The sequence below is a fragment of the uncultured Pseudophaeobacter sp. genome (genome assembly GCA_905479575.1).
GTDB lineage: Bacteria > Pseudomonadota > Alphaproteobacteria > Rhodobacterales > Rhodobacteraceae > Pseudophaeobacter.
This window is the reverse complement of record CAJQNB010000013.1, coordinates 42,568-62,224: the sequence shown is the minus strand read 5'-3', so window position 1 is coordinate 62,224 and position 19,657 is coordinate 42,568. Positions and strand designations below refer to the sequence as shown.

15 protein-coding genes and 1 tRNA gene are annotated in these 19,657 nt (G+C 57.8%); 6 read left to right on the top strand and 10 right to left on the bottom strand.

The genetic code is table 11. The features are described from left to right. Positions 1–50: 50 nt before the first annotated feature. The 4 genes from QZ268_RS04725 to QZ268_RS04710 all read right to left on the bottom strand — a co-directional run bounded on the left by QZ268_RS04725 (position 51) and on the right by QZ268_RS04710 (position 5,003). Entirely contained in the window at positions 51–2,894 is a 2,844-nt protein-coding gene (locus QZ268_RS04725; RefSeq protein ID WP_295448789.1) for a calcium-binding protein, read from the bottom strand. A gap of 499 nt (positions 2,895–3,393) precedes the next feature. Continuing rightward, a complete protein-coding gene (locus tag QZ268_RS04720; RefSeq protein WP_295448786.1) occupies positions 3,394–3,777 on the bottom strand; it encodes a site-specific integrase in 384 nt (127 codons plus the stop codon). A gap of 521 nt (positions 3,778–4,298) precedes the next feature. Further along, a tRNA-Leu gene (locus QZ268_RS04715) sits at positions 4,299–4,385 on the bottom strand. A gap of 147 nt (positions 4,386–4,532) precedes the next feature. Next, a complete protein-coding gene (locus QZ268_RS04710) occupies positions 4,533–5,003 on the bottom strand; it encodes an Lrp/AsnC family transcriptional regulator (RefSeq protein ID WP_295448783.1) in 471 nt (156 codons plus the stop codon). Between the two features lie 125 nt (positions 5,004–5,128). Here QZ268_RS04710 and putA point away from each other — a divergent pair, with 125 nt between their 5' ends. The 3 genes from putA to QZ268_RS04695 are packed head-to-tail and all read left to right on the top strand — an operon-like array spanning position 5,129 to position 9,775. Further along, entirely contained in the window at positions 5,129–8,536 is a 3,408-nt protein-coding gene (gene putA / locus QZ268_RS04705; protein WP_295448780.1) for a bifunctional proline dehydrogenase/L-glutamate gamma-semialdehyde dehydrogenase PutA, read from the top strand. Between the two features lie 58 nt (positions 8,537–8,594). Further along, positions 8,595–9,380, top strand: coding sequence for a rhomboid family intramembrane serine protease (locus QZ268_RS04700; RefSeq protein WP_295448798.1), 786 nt, complete (start codon positions 8,595–8,597; stop codon positions 9,378–9,380). An 11-nt stretch (positions 9,381–9,391) separates the two neighbouring features. Beyond that, the gene (locus tag QZ268_RS04695) at positions 9,392–9,775 is read left to right on the top strand and encodes a GFA family protein (protein WP_295448777.1); all 384 of its coding nucleotides are present in this window, start codon (positions 9,392–9,394) and stop codon (positions 9,773–9,775) included. Between the two features lie 156 nt (positions 9,776–9,931). Here QZ268_RS04695 and QZ268_RS04690 read toward each other — a convergent pair whose 3' ends face one another. Then, entirely contained in the window at positions 9,932–10,717 is a 786-nt protein-coding gene (locus tag QZ268_RS04690; RefSeq protein ID WP_295448774.1) for an inositol monophosphatase family protein, read from the bottom strand. 238 nt (positions 10,718–10,955) lie between these two features. Between QZ268_RS04690 and QZ268_RS04685 the strand changes: the two genes are divergently transcribed. After that, the gene (locus QZ268_RS04685; RefSeq protein WP_295448771.1) at positions 10,956–11,996 is read left to right on the top strand and encodes an NADP-dependent oxidoreductase; all 1,041 of its coding nucleotides are present in this window, start codon (positions 10,956–10,958) and stop codon (positions 11,994–11,996) included. A gap of 96 nt (positions 11,997–12,092) precedes the next feature. Here the strand turns inward: QZ268_RS04685 and QZ268_RS04680 are convergent, their stop codons facing one another. Both QZ268_RS04680 and QZ268_RS04675 read right to left on the bottom strand, forming a co-directional pair. After that, entirely contained in the window at positions 12,093–12,455 is a 363-nt protein-coding gene (locus tag QZ268_RS04680) for a hypothetical protein (RefSeq protein ID WP_295448769.1), read from the bottom strand. 32 nt (positions 12,456–12,487) lie between these two features. Further along, positions 12,488–13,393 (bottom strand): LysR family transcriptional regulator, encoded by a 906-nt coding sequence (locus QZ268_RS04675; protein WP_295448765.1) that lies wholly within the window; start codon positions 13,391–13,393, stop codon positions 12,488–12,490. A gap of 95 nt (positions 13,394–13,488) precedes the next feature. On the opposite strand from QZ268_RS04675, the gene metF reads away from it, so the two are divergent. Further along, positions 13,489–14,358 carry a methylenetetrahydrofolate reductase [NAD(P)H] gene (metF, locus tag QZ268_RS04670; protein ID WP_295448762.1) on the top strand — a complete coding sequence of 290 codons (870 nt, stop codon included), beginning with the start codon at positions 13,489–13,491 and terminating at the stop codon, positions 14,356–14,358. A gap of 114 nt (positions 14,359–14,472) precedes the next feature. Further along, positions 14,473–14,964, top strand: a complete 492-nt coding sequence (locus QZ268_RS04665; protein WP_295448759.1) for a PaaI family thioesterase — start codon at positions 14,473–14,475, stop codon at positions 14,962–14,964. A gap of 74 nt (positions 14,965–15,038) precedes the next feature. On the opposite strand, the gene QZ268_RS04660 is transcribed toward QZ268_RS04665, so the two are convergent. The 3 genes from QZ268_RS04660 to QZ268_RS04650 are packed head-to-tail and all read right to left on the bottom strand — an operon-like array spanning position 15,039 to position 19,607. Then, positions 15,039–16,133 carry a DUF2235 domain-containing protein gene (locus QZ268_RS04660; protein ID WP_295448756.1) on the bottom strand — a complete coding sequence of 365 codons (1,095 nt, stop codon included), beginning with the start codon at positions 16,131–16,133 and terminating at the stop codon, positions 15,039–15,041. Further along, the gene (locus QZ268_RS04655) at positions 16,114–18,408 is read right to left on the bottom strand and encodes a xanthine dehydrogenase family protein molybdopterin-binding subunit (RefSeq protein WP_295448754.1); all 2,295 of its coding nucleotides are present in this window, start codon (positions 18,406–18,408) and stop codon (positions 16,114–16,116) included. Before QZ268_RS04655 ends, QZ268_RS04660 begins: the two co-directional genes overlap by 20 nt. A gap of 47 nt (positions 18,409–18,455) precedes the next feature. Next, positions 18,456–19,607, bottom strand: coding sequence for a type III PLP-dependent enzyme (locus QZ268_RS04650; protein ID WP_295448751.1), 1,152 nt, complete (start codon positions 19,605–19,607; stop codon positions 18,456–18,458). Between the last annotated feature and the right edge of the window lie 50 nt (positions 19,608–19,657).

The window sequence follows — 19,657 nt, the reverse complement described above, 5'->3', positions numbered from 1 at the left end:
GATGCGAAAGGTCGATGGCTGGGAAACCTTGGCTCAGCCCATCGCCCCGATCAGACTTGACCTCGCGGCCTGATCAGGCCCAAATCCACATGCTCGGAGAACGCCGCCAGAGAATTTCCACCAGATTCGAGACACAACCTTCCATTGTTGCCGAACAAGGTGTTAGAACCGGTCAAGACTCTGAGTTGATCGTCACCACGACCTCCGGAGAGAGAGTCATTACCCGAACCTCCATAAAGACTGTCGTTACCAAGCCCACCGTTCAATGTGTCATCACCTGAAGCCCCATTTACCAGGTCATTACCGCCTCTACCAAAGAATAGAATACCGTCACCGTAAAGGTCTGTGAAATATCGATGATCGTCACCAGCGGTACCAAAGCGTGTCTTGGGGCCGGCCAATGCGTCGGGGTAAAGTGCCGCGACCTCGTTTGAGTTAAGGCCCTGGAAAACCACCGAAGTACCATTCCCAAAGTCAACCAGTGCGCCTAAGTCAGTATTTATGGCCTCTCTAAATGCATTTTCAACTTGAGCTTCGCTCAAAATTGATCCGCCGACACCATTGATAAGAATAGAAATATCAAGCTGATCCTCGCCGACTTTGAAATCGGTGATAACATCGGTTCCATCAACCGCAGAAGAACTCCCCAATACGAATCTATCTGCACCTCTACCACCTGTGAGCGTGTCGTTTCCCGCCCCGCCACTAATCCAGTCTCGTGAACGCCCACCATCAATCAAGTCATTGCCGCCGCCACCTTCAAACACATCCTGAGCGAAACCTCCAAGGATGGTGTCACTCCCTGCGTCGCCTTTGATTGAAACATCCGCAGGCAGGATATTTCTTGGTAACTTCACACCTCGATCAGCAGCCAGGAACAAATCATTTCCGCCGCCGCCTTCCGCGGTAAAATACCCGGTTTCCCAAGTTACGATTTCGCCCGCATCACCGCCATAAAATGATCTATGTTCACGAATGGCTCTGAAATAGTATTCTTCAAAGCCTGATACGGCTCCATGATAGACTATTTCTAGAAATTCAGTTTCTCCAAGCTGACTTGTTGCGGCATTTACAATACCACCATTTATAACCAAACGGTCGTATCCATCCCCTCCATGCAGATCAGCATAGTTTCTACCAAGAACCGTATCATCGCCGCCGCCCGCAAATACAGTGCTGCCGCCTTCAATGAGGTCATTGCCCTCACCACCTTGTACAAGGCCTTCCCTTGCACGGATAACATCATCTCCGGTGCCACCGTGGATCGTAGCTGATCCAATTGTCACCCTGATTGTATCGTCGCCAGCATTCCCAAAAACTAGATGATGTTCGGTTGCAGGAGGCCCTCCAAGCTCAAAATGGCCTGCAACAATTAGATCATTCCCGTCGCCGCCATGAATCGTACTGTCTCCGAACTCGCCAAAAAGCTCATCATTGCCTGCGCCACCAACCAGCGTATCGTTGCCATCGCCACCGGTTAATCGGTCATCACCTGCGCCGCCTATCAGGTGGTCGTTTCCTTCGGACCCATCCAGAATGTCATTGCCCAACCCACCGTCAAGCGTGTCACTCCCGGAACCACCGAAAAGAACGTCATTGCCGTCTTGCCCTTGGACTGCGTCATCCCCTGCAGCCGCATCCACACGGTCATCCTCAGAACCCAGGACTAATACATCACTTTGATCACTCAGATGAGTGCTTGTGTGTTGAAGGGAAAGGTCAAAGAACTGGGCGAAAACTTCGTTGTCGAGATCGGTAATATCGGTTAGCGCATTCGTATAAGTCACCAATATCCGGCCATCTAATGTCAGTGAGACATCTGCATCCTGGGCATCAAGGCCAGCTGCAGTTAACTGGATCTCCCTGGTAATTGGGGTTCCGTCAGGGCCGATGACACGCCCCTCAAGATTTTCGTTGGACCCGTTATACCAGACGAACAAGACGTTTCCGTCTGGGAGTAACAGAACCTGTTCAAGGTATTGGCTCCGATAGTTACCCGTTTCGTTGGCCGTAAAGGTAGGAATCAGCACAGTTCCATCAGGTGCATAAATTGTGGCTTCGATATCATAGCCGACGCCGACCTTTCCAGTCACCGCAACAAGTATGTTCCCGTCGGCTAGTGCGAGTATTTGCATACCATAGCCTGCATCCACCAATTCAAACTCGGAGACATGAGTGCCATCTGTTGCAAAAATGGTCACAGAGCCGGGCCTGACCAAAGCTACCGTACCGTCATGGAGAACCGTAGCGTCTAAGTATCCGTTGACATAAGGCGCACCGTTTTCAGGATTAATTACAGGTATGTAAGGTACCGATGTTTCGGTTCCAATAGCATCTCCATTTGCATTAAACGCCTGAAAAGAAACAGACGAACCAGAATTTTCACCTGAAATGTAATTGGAGTGGTTCCATATTGTTACGTAGCCTCCATCCGGCAAAATTAGAGTTGTCGGGATTTCCTGCTGGCCGTCAACAGAAGTGTTTACCAGCGTTTCTGACCCAACCCTCTCTCCACTAGAATTATAAACCTGTTGATAAATGCCGTATTGATTGAGGGAATTATGGCGCGTATCGAGGAACGAATCCTGCCCGAAAGACTGCCATGTCGCCACGAAACCTCCGTTGCCGAGTGCGACAACAGTTGGTAAAACCTGATCTGATTGTGTGTAGGTATTGACTTGAAAAACTTCTCCAGTCATCTGACCGTGTGAGTCAAAGATGGCCCCAAAGGCGTCATAATCATACAACAGGCCATCGTTGATGTCCGTTCCGGACCAGACGATAAGTATGCGGCCATCGCTCAACACTGTGTGTTGTGCCAGCCGTTGGTCACCAAACAACTCGGGGTTCACCATCCAAGATGTACCGTCGGGCACCACTGAAAAATCACTCATCAATAAAACCTAGATTACAATGTGTTAGTTGGTCTTTGATCACAGGGCCGCTTACGCAGAGGATTTGAAACAACCAATCAAAATGGTGTTCTCAAATTGGTACTACTGAAAGATCTGGCCACATCCCTTAGACTCGTGCTTGGCGCCAAGTTGGCAACTTGAAAAATACATGTCAACAATATTGCTCACCTAAAAGTTGACTTGCCCTGCACCATATCCACAAATCCTAAGGACCCGGCATAGGTGTAAGAAATCGTACAAATATTTGTTTGAAATACTGGGCTCATCGCACACTGCACTGCAACGAGGGTTCCCACATCAGATCAGTAAAAAAACTGGCTTCGAGTGCAGGCAGAGAGAGAGCTCAGGGAATCCGTGTTGGCAACATCTTTCCCTGCACTAGGCTTGGCATCAACGTCCGCTTTCGCAGCAAGCCTTTAACTTTGCAAAGGTCACTATCTGCGCTTAGCAGACTCTCTGTCAGCCAAATTTCAAACGCCTAATCAAAGCGCTTGGCAAGCTCTTCGGCACTTTCATTATAGTACACCCGCAATTGCCGCAAATCTGTGTGCCCCACCATTCGAGCAAGCGCCAACACATCTAGCTTGGTTGAGAGTGCTGTAATGGCCGCATGGCGGGAAACATGAAAAGTCAGTCCCTTCACACCTGCCCGATCCCGCAGCTTTCGGAACAGCACATCCAACTGACGAGATGACAGATGAAAAACGGGACCCAATTCCGGCAAGGCTCTTATGAGCTCAACGGCCCTGGTCGACAAAGGCACCTCGCGCGGCCTGCCGCTCTTTGTGTGGGTCAGCAGAGCCACCCGGCGATCCAGATCGACGCGGTCCCACTCCAACCCTGTGATTTCTCCCGCGCGCATGGCGCACTTCATCGCAAATTTGAACGCATCGAAAGCCCGCGCAGTAGCCTTGCTCAGATCCTCCCAGCGCTGAACTGCATCGCCTCAATCTCGGCAGAGGTTGACAATCGATCACGCGGCTGGGGCTTTGCGGGTTTTCGCACATCGCACAGCCGGTTTATTGAAATCAGCTCCAAATCGCGCCTGGCAACAGTCAGAACCGAAGACATGAGCTGCATTTCTCGAATAACGCTTGCCGGGGCGACGTTCTGCAACCGGTTGTCCCGCCACTTGGCAAAATCTTTGGCCTCTTGCTTTGTCGGGAATACCTTTGACTTTCGCATACCCCTACGGGCAATCTCTGCCCGGTATCCTGATTTGAGCTTACGAATAGACGCCATGGATTACGCACCGTGCGAAAAATATGCGTAAACGAATACACATTCCTGCACATTATGGGAAGTTTCTCAATCCACAAAACCCTGTAATAGTCTTATTTTATGAGGAAAAACGTTCAAAACCGTTCGTATCGGTTTAAGTGATGGTGCGGGCGGTGGGACTCGAACCCACACGGGCACAAGGCCCAACAGATTTTAAGTCTGGTATGTCTACCATTCCATCACGCCCGCAAATGAGGCACAGTATTCGGCTTTGCCTTGGTCCCAAGGTCTAGCCGCCTAAACCTTGAGGCACAATCGGTTTTATCGGCTAAAAGTGCATTTTTGCCTCTCTCCTTTTCCCCTTGCAGCTGCCAGGCGAACCAAATTACGGGGCGCTCAGACCGGGGCCATGACCGCATCTTCCTTGACCGCCTGCATCGCAACATAGGTCGACGTAGATGCCACGTGCGGCAGGGAGGAGATTTTTTCCCCCAACACCTGCCGGTAGGCAGACATTGACCGCGTGCGCACCTTAAGAAGGTAGTCAAAATGCGACGCCATCATATGGGCTTGCTCAATCTCCGGAAGCTTCACCACGGCCGCGTTGAACTTGGACAGGGCTGCTTCGCGGGTATCATCCAATTTGACCTCCACAAAGGCCACGTGATCCAGTCCCAAACGGATCGGATCAATCAGGGCACGATATCCGGTGATGACCCCGGCGCTCTCCAGTCGGCGTAGCCTTGCCTGGGTCGGAGATTTCGACAACCCAATGCGTCGGGCCAGATCGGCAATGGAAATTCGCCCATCCTCAGCCAATACGTTGAGAATCTTTCGATCAAAGAGATCAAGGTCTGAAAAATCCATTTGGACCGCCCTAAAGCCAAAAATACAATCAGTAGCCTGACATTTACACCATCTTAAGTCTGTTGTCCTGCGACAATAGCGATAATCTGGCCTAAACGCCCTCCTTATAGAATTGGAGCCTCAGAATGACCCAGCACAGCAAACTGCGTGACCGGATTGATGCCGGAACCTATGTCGACCAACAAAAGATGTTCGCCCAGCTGTGCACGACCGCAGCGCTGGATGCGGCGGACCGCGCGGCGATCTGCGCCAAGGCGGCCACATTGGTGCGCGACATCCGGGGCCATTCCAATCCGGGCCTGATGGAAGTTTTCCTGGCGGAATACGGCCTCTCCACCGATGAGGGTGTTGCCCTGATGTGCCTTGCCGAGGCCCTGTTGCGGGTGCCGGATGCCGAAACCATTGATGCGCTGATCGAAGATAAGATCGCGCCTTCTGATTGGGGCAAACACCTGGGTCGCTCCTCCTCGTCTTTGGTCAATGCCTCGACCTGGGCCTTGATGCTGACCGGCCGGGTGCTGGATGAGGACCGCAGCCCCGTAGGGGCGCTGCGCGGCGCAATCAAACGTCTGGGCGAGCCAGTGATCCGCACTGCCGTGGGCCGCGCAATGAAGGAAATGGGCCGTCAGTTTGTGCTGGGGGAAAACATTGAAGCGGCCATGAAGCGGGCCGCCGGGATGGAGTCCAAGGGCTATACCTACTCCTACGACATGCTGGGGGAAGCCGCCCGTACCGAAGCCGATGCCGCGCGCTATCACCTGGCCTATTCCAAGGCGATCTCGGCAATTGCGGCAGGCTGCACGGAGGATGACATCCGCAAAAACCCCGGCATTTCGATCAAGCTCTCAGCCCTGCACCCGCGCTATGAACTAGCCCAGGAAGCCCGCGTCATGGAAGAGCTGGTGCCACGCATCAAGGCGCTGGCGCTGCTGGCGAAATCCGCAAAGATGGGCCTCAACATCGACGCCGAAGAGGCCGACCGCCTGTCGCTGTCACTGGAAGTGATCGAAGCCGTGGTCTCGGATCCATCGCTGGCCGGTTGGGAAGGCTTTGGCGTTGTGGTCCAGGCCTATGGGCCACGCACCGGCCTGGCAATTGACGCGCTCTATGAGATGGCCGAAAAATACGACCGCCGCTTTATGGTGCGTCTGGTCAAGGGCGCCTATTGGGACACTGAGATCAAGCTGGCGCAGGTCGAAGGTGTCGATGGCTTTCCGGTCTTCACCAACAAGGCCCTGACCGATGTTTCCTATATCGCCAATGCCCGCAAACTGTTGCAGATGACCGACCGGATCTATCCGCAGTTTGCCACCCACAATGCCCATACCGTCAGCGCAATCCTGCATATGGCCGACGATGCCGAGGCCTATGAATTCCAGCGCCTGCATGGCATGGGCGAAACCCTGCACAACATGGTGCTGGAGCAAAACCAGACCCGTTGCCGCATCTATGCGCCTGTTGGCGCCCATAGTGACCTGTTGGCCTATCTGGTGCGCCGCCTGCTGGAAAACGGCGCCAACAGCTCGTTTGTCAATCAGATCGTTGACGAAGATGTAGCCCCCGAAGTGGTCGCCGCCGACCCCTTTGTCGAGGCTGCAGACTGCGCCAATAAAATCCCAACCGGGCCAGAGCTTTATGCCCCGGAACGACCCAATTCCAAAGGCTTTGACCTGGGCCACGCGCCCACCCTTGCCCGGATTGAGCAGGCCCGCGCCCCCTGGCACACACACAGCTGGCAAGCGGCGCCGCTGATTGCCGGTGATGCTGCTCCCGAGGCGGCTGAGGATGTCATCAACCCCTCTGATCTGACCGCCGTCGGGCAGGTTACCCCCGCCAGTGCGGCGGATGTGGAACAGGCACTCGCTGCCGCGCAGCCCTGGGATGCCCCTGCGGCTGAGCGGGCCGCGGCGCTGAACAAGGCGGCGGATCTGTATGAAGAAAACTTTGGCGAGCTTTTTGCCATTCTGGCGCGCGAAGCCGGCAAGAGCATTCCAGACGCGGTGGCTGAGCTGCGCGAAGCGGTGGATTTCATGCGCTATTACGCCGCTAACATCCCCGCAGCAGCCCCTGCCGGGGTGTTCACCTGTATCTCGCCATGGAACTTTCCGCTGGCGATTTTCTCGGGGCAGATTTCTGCAGGGCTGGCCTGTGGCAACGCGGTGCTGGCGAAACCAGCAGAACAGACGCCGCTGATTGCCCATCGCGCCATTTCGCTGATGCACGAGGCCGGTGTGCCGCGCAGTGCCCTGCAATTGCTGCCAGGGCAAGGTTCAAAAATTGGTGCCGCCCTGACTGGGGATGCCCGCGTGGATGGCGTTGCCTTTACCGGCTCCACCGCCACCGCCATGCGGATCCGCAGCACCATGGCCGAGACCCTGCGCCCTGGCGCGCCTTTGATCGCCGAAACCGGGGGGCTCAATGCGATGATCGTCGACAGCACCGCCCTGCCCGAACAGGCCGTGCAGTCGATCATTGAAAGCGCTTTTCAATCCGCAGGCCAGCGCTGTTCGGCGCTGCGCTGTCTCTATCTACAGGACGATGTTGCCGACGGCGTGTTGACCATGCTCAAAGGCGCGATGGATGTGCTGAACCTTGGCGATCCCTGGCACCTGAATGTCGACAGCGGTCCGGTGATTGATGCCGGTGCCCGTGCGGGCATTCTGGCCCATATCGATCAGGCCCGTGCAGAAGGCCGGGTGCTAAAGGAGATGAGCACGCCGCAGGCCGGCACCTTTGTCGGGCCAACCCTGATTTCGATCACAGGCATCGGCGATCTGGAGCAAGAGATCTTTGGCCCGGTTCTGCATGTAGCGCGGTTTAAATCCCAGGATCTGGACAAGATCATCAACGACATCAATGCCACCGGATATGGGCTGACCTTTGGCTTGCATACCCGCATTGATGACCGGGTGCAGCATGTCTGTGACCGCATTCACGCGGGCAACATCTATGTGAACCGCAACCAGATTGGCGCCATTGTCGGCAGCCAACCCTTTGGCGGCGAAGGCCTGTCCGGCACCGGCCCCAAGGCAGGGGGGCCGAACTATCTGGCCCGCTTCTGCGCGCCAGACCGCCAGACCACCCCCGAGACCTGGGGGACAACCACCGCAGATCTGCCCGGTGAGACTGGCGTTCCTGGCCGTCCCATCACTACCTCGCTGCCCGGGCCGACGGGGGAGTCCAACCGGCTGACCACCTCGGCCCGCCCGCCATTGCTGTGCATGGGGCCCGGTGCCACCGCCGCAGCGGCCCAGGCCAAAGAGGTCATCGGCATGGGCGGTACCGCCATTGAGGCCCACGGCATGTTTGATCTACATCGGCTGGAGTTCATCCAGGGTATTGCAGGCGTGCTGTGGTGGGGCGATGAGGACACCGGCCGCGAGATTGAGCGCACCCTGGCCAAACGCCAGGGGCCAATCCTGCCGCTGATCCCAGGCCACCCTGATCGCGCCCGGGTTCTGGCAGAGCGCCACGTCTGCGTCGATACCACCGCCGCAGGTGGTAATGCGGCCCTGTTGGGCGGCGAAAGTTAAGATGACCTTAACGCTACAAGACCTTGACGTTGGACCAAAATCGGCCCAGCGTCACCCCATGTTTCCACTGCGTGACCACAACCCATCAAACTGCACCCCCTATGTGGTTTATACCCTGATGGCGGCCAATATTCTGGCCTTTGTGATGTATTCGGGGCTCAGCGCCGACCCGCCTGCGCTGATGCAGTTCTATCAGGCCTATGCGATCATCCCCGCCCAGATTGTAGGTGGTGAGAACTCTTCCACCCTGCTCACATCGGTCTTCATCCATGGCGGGTTGATGCATCTGGGCGGCAATATGCTGTTTCTCTGGATTTTTGGCGACAACTTAGAGGATGAGATGGGGCATTTGCCCTTTCTCGCCTTCTACCTAGCCTGTGGGGTCGGCGCCGGGCTGATCCATGTGCTGGCGGCCCCGACCTCGCAGGTGCCCACCATCGGAGCCTCTGGTGCCATTGCAGGGGTCATGGGCGGCTATTTGCTGCTGTTTCCCAAGGCGCGCGTCGATATACTGCTGATCCTGATCGTGTTTTTCCGCGTTATCACGGTGCCGGCCGCACTGATGCTGGGGCTTTGGCTGGCCTTGCAGATCTTTGGTGGCTTTGGCTCGAACCCTGATGAGGGCGGTGTCGCCTATTGGGCCCATGCAGGTGGCTTTGCGGTGGGTCTGGTGCTGGTGCTTCCCCTTTGGCTGCGCCGCGGCGGTCCAAAGTATTGGGAACGAACAGCGGGGTCACCACCGAACCCCAAGACCGAATACACCTATAGTGTCACCCGCGTGCCGCGCCTGCCGCGCAAAAAGAAAAACCCAAACCGAACACATCCCGGCCCCTGGGGGAAATGAAGGAGAGCCAAGTGGTTACACTCACCGCAAGCTGCCATTGTGGCGCAGTCGTTTTGAGCGCCGAATTCCCGCAGGGGCTGGGCTCTGCGGCCCGTTGTGACTGTTCCTTTTGTCGCCGTCGGGGCGCTGCTGCGGTAACGGCGCTGACCAGTACGCTAAAGGTGCACAACGGCGGCAAAAACCTGAGCCTCTACACCTGGGGCACCGGAACGGCCAAGCACTACTTCTGCAAGACCTGCGGCATCTACACCCATCATCAACGCCGCTCTGATCCGAATGAATGCGGGGTCAACCTGGGCTGCATCGACGGGGCCAATCCCAGAACCCATGCGCAGAGCCATGGCGAAATTCCCTGGAATGACGGGGTAAACCACCCTGCGGATCAGCAGGCCTGAGCACCGGCGGCCGCATCTGCGCCATGAGGCAGATACAGGGGGGGGAGGTACAGGGCGTTGACGAGGATGCCGCGACTGGCACACACAACGCCACGCAACAAAAAACGCGACCAAAGGGGCCGCGTTTTTATCGTTCTCGCTGACTTCAGATCTGGGTTAGCCCCGGACCACCTTGGCAAAACTTTCAAAGATCGGCTCGTTGGCGCAGATCACTTCGCCGCTCTCAACAATGCTTGCCTCTGGGTCCATGGATTCTGCCAGACCGCCGGCCTCTTTCACGATGATGATACCCGCTGCCAGATCCCAGGAATGCAGGCGACGCTCCCAAAAGCCCTCGTAGCGGCCCGCGGCCACATAGGCCATGTCCAGTGCTGCCGAACCAAAGCGGCGCACGCCAGCGGTTGCAGGCAAAAGCCGCGCCAGATCCTTCAGGGTTTCTGGCAGATCGGCCCGGCCCGCAAAAGGCAGGCCAGTGGCAAAAATGGATTCAATCATGCGATGACGGGCAGAAACCCGGATGCGGGTCTCGTTCATCCAGGCGCCAGTGCCTTTTTCGGCAAAGAACATCTCATCCTTGGCGGGGTCATAGATCACCCCGGAAACGATGTTGCCCTTGTGCTCCAGCGCGATGGAGATCGCCCAGTGCGGCAGACCATGCAGAAAGTTGGTGGTGCCATCCAGCGGATCCACAATCCAGCGACGGGTTGGATCCTCGCCGGGGGTTTCGCCACCTTCTTCGGCCAGCCAACCATAGGTCGGGCGGGCGCCCATCAGCTCATCCTTCAGGATCTTCTCGGCGGCGATATCGGCCTTGGAGACAAAGTCGCCAGCGCCCTTGCGCGAGACCTGCAGGTTTTCCACTTCCTGGAAATCCTTCACCAGGGAACGGCCAGCCTTGCGGGCGGCTTTGATCATCACATTAAGGTTTGCGCTGCCAATCATGTTTGCTGGATCCTGTTGAATGCGGGGAGATGTCGGTCAATGCGTGCCTATACGCCCCAGTGTCGCATTTGCCAAGGGTGAATGCAGCATCAGGTAAATACCCCTCCCCCTTCGGGCCGCTGGGTTTTCCGCAGGGTCATATCTGTGCAACGGTTGTCAAAGGCCAAACTGAACGACACAGTTCAGTAAAACCCACCGCAGACCACGCTGAGCGATGGGCCACAACAGGGAGAGAGAGATGAGCACAGAAATGCAAGAAATCGTTTTGGCAAGCCGCCCCGAGGCGGAACCAACGCCTGAAAATTTTCGACTGGAAACAAGCCCCCTGCCCACTCCGGGTGACGGGGAAGTAGTTGTAAAAGTTCACTATATGTCACTGGACCCCTATATGCGGGGACGTATGGATGACGCCAAATCCTACGCCGCCCCAGTGCCAATCGGCGGCCGCATGGAAGCCGGCGCCGTTGGCGAGGTCATCGCATCAAACAGCCCCCATTTTCAGGTTGGCGATTTTGCCTTTGGTATGTTTGGCTGGGCCAGCCATGGCTGCCTGCCCGCGCGTGAGCTGCGCAAGCTGGATCCAAGTCAGGGGCCGATCACTGCTGCGCTTGGCGTTTTGGGCATGCCCGGGTTTACCGGATGGCATGGCTTATCCGCTTACGGCCGCCCCCAGGCGGGGGAAACCCTTGTTGTGGCGGCGGCAACTGGCCCGGTTGGATCCATGGTGGGGCAACTGGCCAAAAAGGCAGGGCTGCGTGTTGTCGGCATCGCTGGAGGCGCGGAAAAGTGCAAAATGGCGGTCGAAACCTTTGGCTTTGACGCCTGCCTGGATCACCGCGCCTATGCGGATGCCCGCGCCCTGCGCAAGGATCTGAAAGAGGCCTGCCCCAAAGGTATCGACATCTATTTTGAAAACGTTGGCGGCAAGGTTTTGGAGGCGGTACTGCCGATGATGAACCCCCATGGCCGCATTCCAATCTGCGGCATGATCGCCTGGTACAACGCCGGCGGTCTGGGCGAAGGCGCCAGCGATGCGGCCCTCACCGGCCCCAACATCTGGCGCAATGTGCTGGTGAAGTTCCTGTCGGTAAACGGCTTTATCATCTCCAACCATTTTGACCGCTACCCGGAGTTCCTCAAGGAAGTTGGCCCAATGGTGGCCAAAGGCGAGCTCCGCTTTGTGGAAGACATCGCCGAAGGTCTGGAAAACGCCCCAACCGCCTTTATGGCGATGCTCAAGGGTGGCAATACCGGCAAGCAGATCGTCAAGCTGGTGTAATAGATAGCCGCGATGATGAAAGTAAAGGGCCTCAGAGGATCAGCGGATCTGGGGCCCTTTTTAGTTAGTAGACCACACTAAAAACTGATGTGTCAGTTAGTCGTCGGTAAACAAAGTGCCGATGCTTTCACCACTGATTTCATCACTTCTATGCCACGATACCCAAATTGGCGTATCGCAGAGCCCTGCATTTTGCATATTGTTGGAAAGCAACCGCGACAGTGTTTTGGGATCCCCTGCCAGCTTGTGTTTCTTGAAATAGCAGTCGATACGCCAATGGGGCGCCGCGCCTTCGATGTATTCTGGCCGCCATACAAAATACTTGGCAATCGGGGTAGAAACAGAACCAGAACCAGACCCGCCCCGGCTGCCCCGAACCTGGTAGATCTCGCCGATCCTCGTTTCTGAAGTTTCACTTCCTATTGCGCTAAATTTCGCATTCAGATCGAACCTGTGCATGTCTACATTTCCTCACACTGCCGACCCGTTGCCTACTGCTGCTGCAGTTTGCGCGCCTCGACCTTGGCCAGGCGGATCAGCTCCTGCATATAGGGCTTTTGCCGGTCGTCACTGCGGATCGCCGCATAAAGGCGGCGGGTGATGCCGGATTTAGTCAGCGGCCGGGTGACATAATCAGACGAGTATTTCACCTCGCGCACCACCCAGTCCGGCAGCACCGTGATACCCCGGTTCGAGGCCACCAACAGCAGGATGACTGCCGTCAGCTCTACCTGGCGAATGCTTTCCGGTTCAACCCGCGCCGGGGTCAGCAACTGGCTGAACACATCCAGGCGCGACTTCTCGACCGGATAGGTGATCAGCGTTTGGCCGATAAAATCCTCTGCCTCAACATAGGTTTTCTGGGCCAGCGGGTGCTGTGCCGAAGCGACAAAAACCGCCTTGTAGTCAAAAAGTTCGATAAAATCGACGCCGGGAATGTCCTCAGGATCCGACGAGACCACCAGATCCACCTCCTCCTTTTGCAGCGCGGGCAAAGCGTCAAAAGCGAGGCCCGGACGAATGTCCACATCCACATCGGACCAGCTTTTGCGAAAGGCCTCAAGCACCGGGAACAGCCACTCAAAACAAGCGTGGCATTCAATGGCGATATGCATCCGTCCCGCATGGCCATCGCGCAATGAGGAAAACTCCGCCTGGGTTGCTTCGACCTGGGGCAACACCTGTTCCGCCAGGCGCAGCAACCGCAGCCCCGCCGCCGACAGCTTCATCGGCTTGGAGCGGCGCAGAAACAGCTCTACCCCGGCTTGATCCTCCAAACCCTTGATTTGATGGCTCAAAGCGCTTTGGGTAATGTTGAGCTGATCAGCAGCCCGCGCCAGACCTCCGGCCTCGTGAATGGCCTTGATGGTGCGCAGGTGGCGAAACTCGATATGCATAACTATAGCTCAGCTCATGTTGTTCTTGAGAATTATGAAATTGTTTCACAATGCTGCACATGCAACAAGAGCGAAATCAAACGGAGAGCAAAGTCATGACCAGCCCTGAGATTTCATTTGAGTTTTTCCCGCCGCAGTCGCTGGAGGCCTCATTTCGTCTATGGGACACCGTGCAGACCCTGGCTCCACTTGATCCGCGTTTTGTATCCGTCACCTACGGCGCCGGCGGCACCACACGGGATCTGACACGGGATGCGGTAAAAACCCTCCATAGCAGCTCTGGGCTCAACGTGGCGGCGCATCTGACCTGCGTCGATGCCAGCCGGGCCGAAACACTGGAGATCGCCGAGACCTTTGCCGACGCTGGTGTCAGTGAAATTGTCGCCCTGCGCGGCGACCCTCCTAAGGGCAGCAGCCAGTTTGTGCCCCATCCCGATGGTTTTGCCAATTCGGTTGAACTGATCGAAGCCCTGGCGGCAACCGGCAAATTTACCCTACGCGTCGGTGCCTACCCAGATCCCCACCCCGAGGCAGCCAATGCGCAGGCGGATGTTGATTGGCTCAAGCGCAAGCTGGACGCCGGCGCCGATGAGGCGCTCACTCAGTTCTTCTTTGAGCCCGAGACCTTCCTGCGCTTCCGCGATGCCTGCGCCAAGGCGGGCATTGACGGCGACAAGCTGGTTCCCGGCATTCTGCCAATTGAAAACTGGAAAGGTGCGCGTAACTTTGCCAAACGCTGCGGCACCGTGATCCCCGCCTGGGTGGATGACGCCTTTGCAAAGGCCGCCCGCGATGACCGCGAAGACCTGCTGGCCACCGCCATTTGCAGCGAACTGTGCTCTGATCTGCTGGATGAGGGCGTGAAGAAGCTGCATTTCTATACGCTCAACCGTCCGGAACTGACCCGCGATGTCTGCTTTGCGCTTGGCCTAACGCCGAACATCTCTTTGGAGAACGTAGCGTAAAGCTTGTTGCAGGTCCGGCCTTTAAGGTAATTCCAAAAAGGAACGCACTAAAGGCACCTCACTCAAGAGGCGCCTTGGGTGCGTCTTTGGAATTCGCACAAAAAGGGCCCTGACATGGCAGTTGCAAAATCCCCAGCCGATCTGTTGCCGATGGATCAGGTTGTTCAGTTTTCCGGGCTTGAGTTCATGCAGGGCATACTGGAAGGGCGCCTGCCCGGCCCCCCAATCGGGGCACAACTGGGTTATACCCTGCACGAAGTCTCAGAGGGGCGCGCGGTGTTTCGTGGCACCCCGGAATTCGAAGTCACCAATCCAATGGGGACGGTGCATGGTGGCTGGTACGGAACGCTGCTCGACAGTGCCATGGCCTGCGCTGTGATGACGGCCGTCCCCAAAGGCTCCGCCTATACAACCTTGGAATATAAGATCAATATCCTAAAATCCATTCCCCTGGGCACCACTGTGGATTGCGTCGGGGTGATTGATCATGTTGGGCGCTCCACCGGGGTGGCCCATGGCGAGATCCGCGGCGTCAAGGATGGCAAGCTCTACGCCACGGGGTCAACCACCTGTATCGTGATGAATGTCTTTGGCAGCAAAGCCTGAGCGCTTGGCGCTGTAGTTGCCACTCTACCACAATAGCCACCAGGGACTTTAACTGCGGAGGCCAAAGACCCTGGCTATTGGCGCGGCGCTGAAGGCGCATTGCCTGTCAGCCCGGCAAACCAGCCCGCAGATTTCTGCTGCATCACCCGGCCCTGAACGCTGCTGTGCAACCGCTCACTGGGGTCCAATCCCACCTGCCGTCTGCTGCGCAGCAAAAAGATCTTGCCCCAGCCCCTCCAGGTGCCGATCGAGGGCGCTTTGGGATCGACCGGAAAACGCATACGCCAGTCTTGCGGCAGGGCGAGGCCACAGTCCTCCGCCTTTTCCAACATCCAGACCAACGGCAAATTGGACAGGGGGCGCGCCTCCTCAAAGCCAGCAAGCTGGCCGCCAATATCGCCATGCGCCCCGTGAAACCAGACCTGTTCGATACGACCATTCCAGCCCTCCGGGCAGGTCCAAAGCACCGGTTTGAACACATCGCGGGTCTCGTCCAGCGCTAGGGCATGGTAGCCATGCTTTACATGCGGACCCAGTTCATGGTTGTGAAAGGCATGGCGGCTTTCAGCCCAGCGCCACAGCAGGGGCAGCCGCAGCCCCAGGGCCTTGACCGTGTCCCAGACGCCGATCATCTCTATTTTGGTCTCGCTGTGACAATGCGCCCGGCGAAAGGCCTGCGCCACCTCTGGCGATCCGGCCTGCTGGTAATGGCGGTAGGCGGTGCGAATATTGCGCACGGTGGCATGTTCCGCCTTCAACAGGCCGACCTCGCCGATCACCCCCGCTAACGAGCGCACCGCATAGGCGCCACGGGAATAGCCCAACAGGTAGATGCGGTCGCCAGGGCGATAGCGCGAGGCAAGATAGCCATAGGCACGGCGGATCTGCCGGTTGATACCGCGCCCCATCATCACATCCGGTGCACTGGCCCAACCGGTCCACTGCACCCCGGCTTCATAAAAGACCGAAACCTCAGCCCCCATTTCACGGCACATCTGATAGAGCCTGCCGGCATGTGTCTCATGCCCCGGTTCCAGCGTCGACATGGTGCCATCTAGAATGATCACATGGGCCTGCGGCCCCCGCAGCTTGGCCTCACCGGAATGTTCCGAGCGCAAGGGGCGCCCGAGCCATCCGAGAAAGCGATTTCTAAGCTGCTTCAGTCCCATTCCGTAGTGCTTCCCATAGTTTCAGCGGTGTGAACGGCATGTCCACTTGCCGCAAGCCCTTGTCCCAGGTGGCATCTTGGACCGCATTGGCCAATGCCGCCAGGGCGCCAACTGTCCCGGCCTCGCCGCAGCCCTTCATCCCCATCGGGTTTTGGGTCGAAGGCACCGGCTCAGAGGTAAACCCAATCATGGGAACGTCACCGGCGCGCGGCAAGGCGTAGTCCATAAACGTTGCCGTGAGCAGCTGCCCCTCATCATCATAGACCACATGCTCCATCATCGCCTGGCCCAGCCCCTGCACAACACCGCCATGCACCTGACCTTCGGCAAGCATAGGATTGATAAGGTTACCAAAATCATCAACGACGGTATAACGATCCACATGGCAGGTGCCGGTCTCCGGGTCGATCACAACTTCCGCGAGATGGGCCCCGTTTGGAAACGAGCGCCCCGGCAATTGCGCCCGCGCCGCGTGACGCAGCAAATCAATGCGGCCTTTCGCGCGGGCCATCTCTGCCACTTCCAACATCGAAGGCGTCAGGTTTGACCCCGGTGCCCGGAACGTCTCGCCGTCAAAATTGACCGCCTCTTCCTCAACCCCCATTTCCTCTGCCAGGAAGGGGCTAAAGGCGGCAACCATCACATCCACGGTCGCCAAGGTGGCATTGGCCTGGGTGGTCACCGAACGCGACCCGCCGGTGCCACCGCCCTTGGCGATGCGGTCACTGTCGCCCTGAATGGTCGAGATCATCTCGGCCGGAATACCAGTCTGATCCGCGAGGAACTGGGCATAGACAGTTTCATGCCCCTGCCCGTTGCTCTGCGTGCCAACATAGATATTCACCCGGCCATCCTCCAGAAATTCGACTTCTGCGCCTTCTGAAGGGTCGCCCAAAATGCTTTCGATATAGTAACACAGACCAAGACCACGCAGTTTGCCGACCTCTGCATCAGCGGCACGACGGGCCGCAAACCCTGCAATATCGGCCTCTTCTTCGGCGCGTGACAGGACCATAGAAAAATCGCCAACATCATAGCTTTCGCCGGTGACCGTGGCATAGGGGAAATTTCCCGGGGCAATAAAGTTGCGACGGTGCAGCTCAAGCGGGTCAACCCCGAGCTCCCGTGCGGCGCGGTCCATCACCCGTTCCAGCACATAAATCGCCTCGGGGCGCCCAGCGCCGCGATAGGCATCCACCTGGGTGGTATTGGTATAGATACCTTCCACCTGCAGCCAGGCGGTTTTGATATCATAGACCCCGGCCAGGACCCGGCTGAAGAGCTGGGTCTGGATCGGCTGACCAAACTGCGAATTATAGGCCCCAAGGTTACAGCGGGTCTGCACCCGGTAAGCGGTGATTTTCAGATCCGCGTCAAAGGCCAGTTCCGCCAGCGAGGTGAGATCGCGGCCACCGTTGTCGCTGAGCATCGCCTCGGTGCGGTCCGACATCCAGAACACCGGTTTTTCCAGCGTCTTGGCGGCATGGGCGACGACAAAATACACCGGATAGGTCATCGCCTTCATGCCAAAGCCACCGCCCACATCGGGCGTCACCACATGTACTTCCTCCTCGGACAGATGCAGCTTGGCCGCCAGCTGGCTTTTGGCCCCCCAGACGCCCTGGCCCCCATAGGTGAAATGCAAACGTCCCTCGTCCCAGGTGGCAAAACAGCCCCTTGGCTCCATGGCGTTGACGATAATGCGGTTGTCATCCACCTGCAGCGCCACGGTATGGGCCGCAGCCTCAAAGGCCGCTTGTGTGGCCGCCTCGTCTCCCATGCCCCAGTCAAAGGCACTGTTGGTTGGCGCTTCTGGGTGCAACGGCTCGCCACCGGCCTGCAGGTCCAACTTGACCGGCAGATCGTCGATATCCAGCTCAATCAGCTCACCCGCGTCCCGCGCCTGATCCAGCGTGTCGGCAATCACCACCGCAATGGGTTCCCCGACAAAACGGACCCGGCCATTGGCCAACATGTGGCGTTCAGGGGCGGCCCCATCGCTGTCATCGCGGTTTTTGACCACGGTGGCATCCATGGTGGTGGTCAGCCCCGCCGCCTGCAGGTCAGCCAGGGTCAACACCATATGCACCCCATCGGCGGCGCGGGCCTCTGCCAGATCCAGGGTCGAGATTACCCCATGGGCAACCGGACTGCGCAGCACCCAGGCCCGCAGTGCGCCTGCCGGGGCGCAGTCTTCGATATAGTTCCCATGCCCGGTCAGAAACCGCACATCCTCGACCCGTTTGACCGGCTGACTCTTTCCAAATTTTTCCATGCTCGCCCCCTGTTCGCGCTGGCTGGTGCTTTAGGGGGACCTTAGCCTTAGTGGCGCGCTTGTCCAGAGAGCTCGATCACCGTCGCCACGTCAGATAACCCGTAGCCATTGAACTGGGTGCTCATGGCGGAAGAATAGGCCCCCAACCCCGGAAACAGCACATAATCCCCGGCCTGGGTATCCGCCGGCAGCGGCAGACCGTCTGGCAGCCGATCCAGGCTGTCACAGGTGGGGCCAAAGACAACCCGCGGAGTACGCACCGCTTGCCGGTGGTTGCCGGTGGCGCTGACCACCTCAACCCGCCCCGGAAGCCCCATATCACGGATATCAACCAGACCGCCGTAGATCCCATCGTTCAGGAACACCCTCTCGCCGCCTTGGCGCATGCCCTTGATCCGCGCCGCCAGGGTGAAGGATTCAGAAACCATCGCCCGACCCGGTTCGCAAATCAGCTGCGGGTGGTTGGCGCCAAAGGCCGCAACCACGGCGCCTTTGATGGCGGTAAAGACCCGCTCCAGATCCGGCGCCACCCCATCGCGGTTAGCGGCAAAGCCCCCCCCCACATTCAGCCGGGCAATCGACACCCCCGCCGCCTCTACTATGCGCTTGGCCGCATGGATGTATTCAACCCAGGCCGCAGCATCCTCACACTGGGTGCCGGGATGAAAACACAGCGCCGGGGTCCAGCCCTCAGCGGCGACCCGTTTCAGCAAGGCAACGGCCTCATCCGGGGCTGCGCCAAATTTGCTGCCAAAATCATAGGCCGCGCCCTCTACTGGCAGGGCAAAACGCACTGCGATTTCCTTGTCACGGGGCACGGCGGCCAGCTTATCCAGCTCGGATTGCTCATCCACCGACCAGCTGGCCACATCCTGAGAGATCCCCGCTGCGATTTCAGCCATAGAACGCACCGGGTTGTTGTAATGCATCACCGCGTCAGGGCTGGCCAGGCGCACGGCAGCCATCTCCGCCGGAGAGGCCACGTCAAAGGCCGAGATCCCGGCCGCCACCAAATTCGACAGCACCGCCTGGTGCGGGTTGGCCTTGACCGCATAGGTGACCACCCCGTCAAAACCCGCCTGAAACCGCTGCGCCACCTGGTGCAGCACCCGTGGCGAGAAATAAAGGATCGGGTGATCCGGGTTGTGTCGCGCCAGGTGAGTTTCAGGGTCAAGCCATAGGGGGGGGATCTGCTGCATCTGGTAAAGCCTCATATTGTTTTGCTTATTTTCCGTCGCTTTGGCGTCGA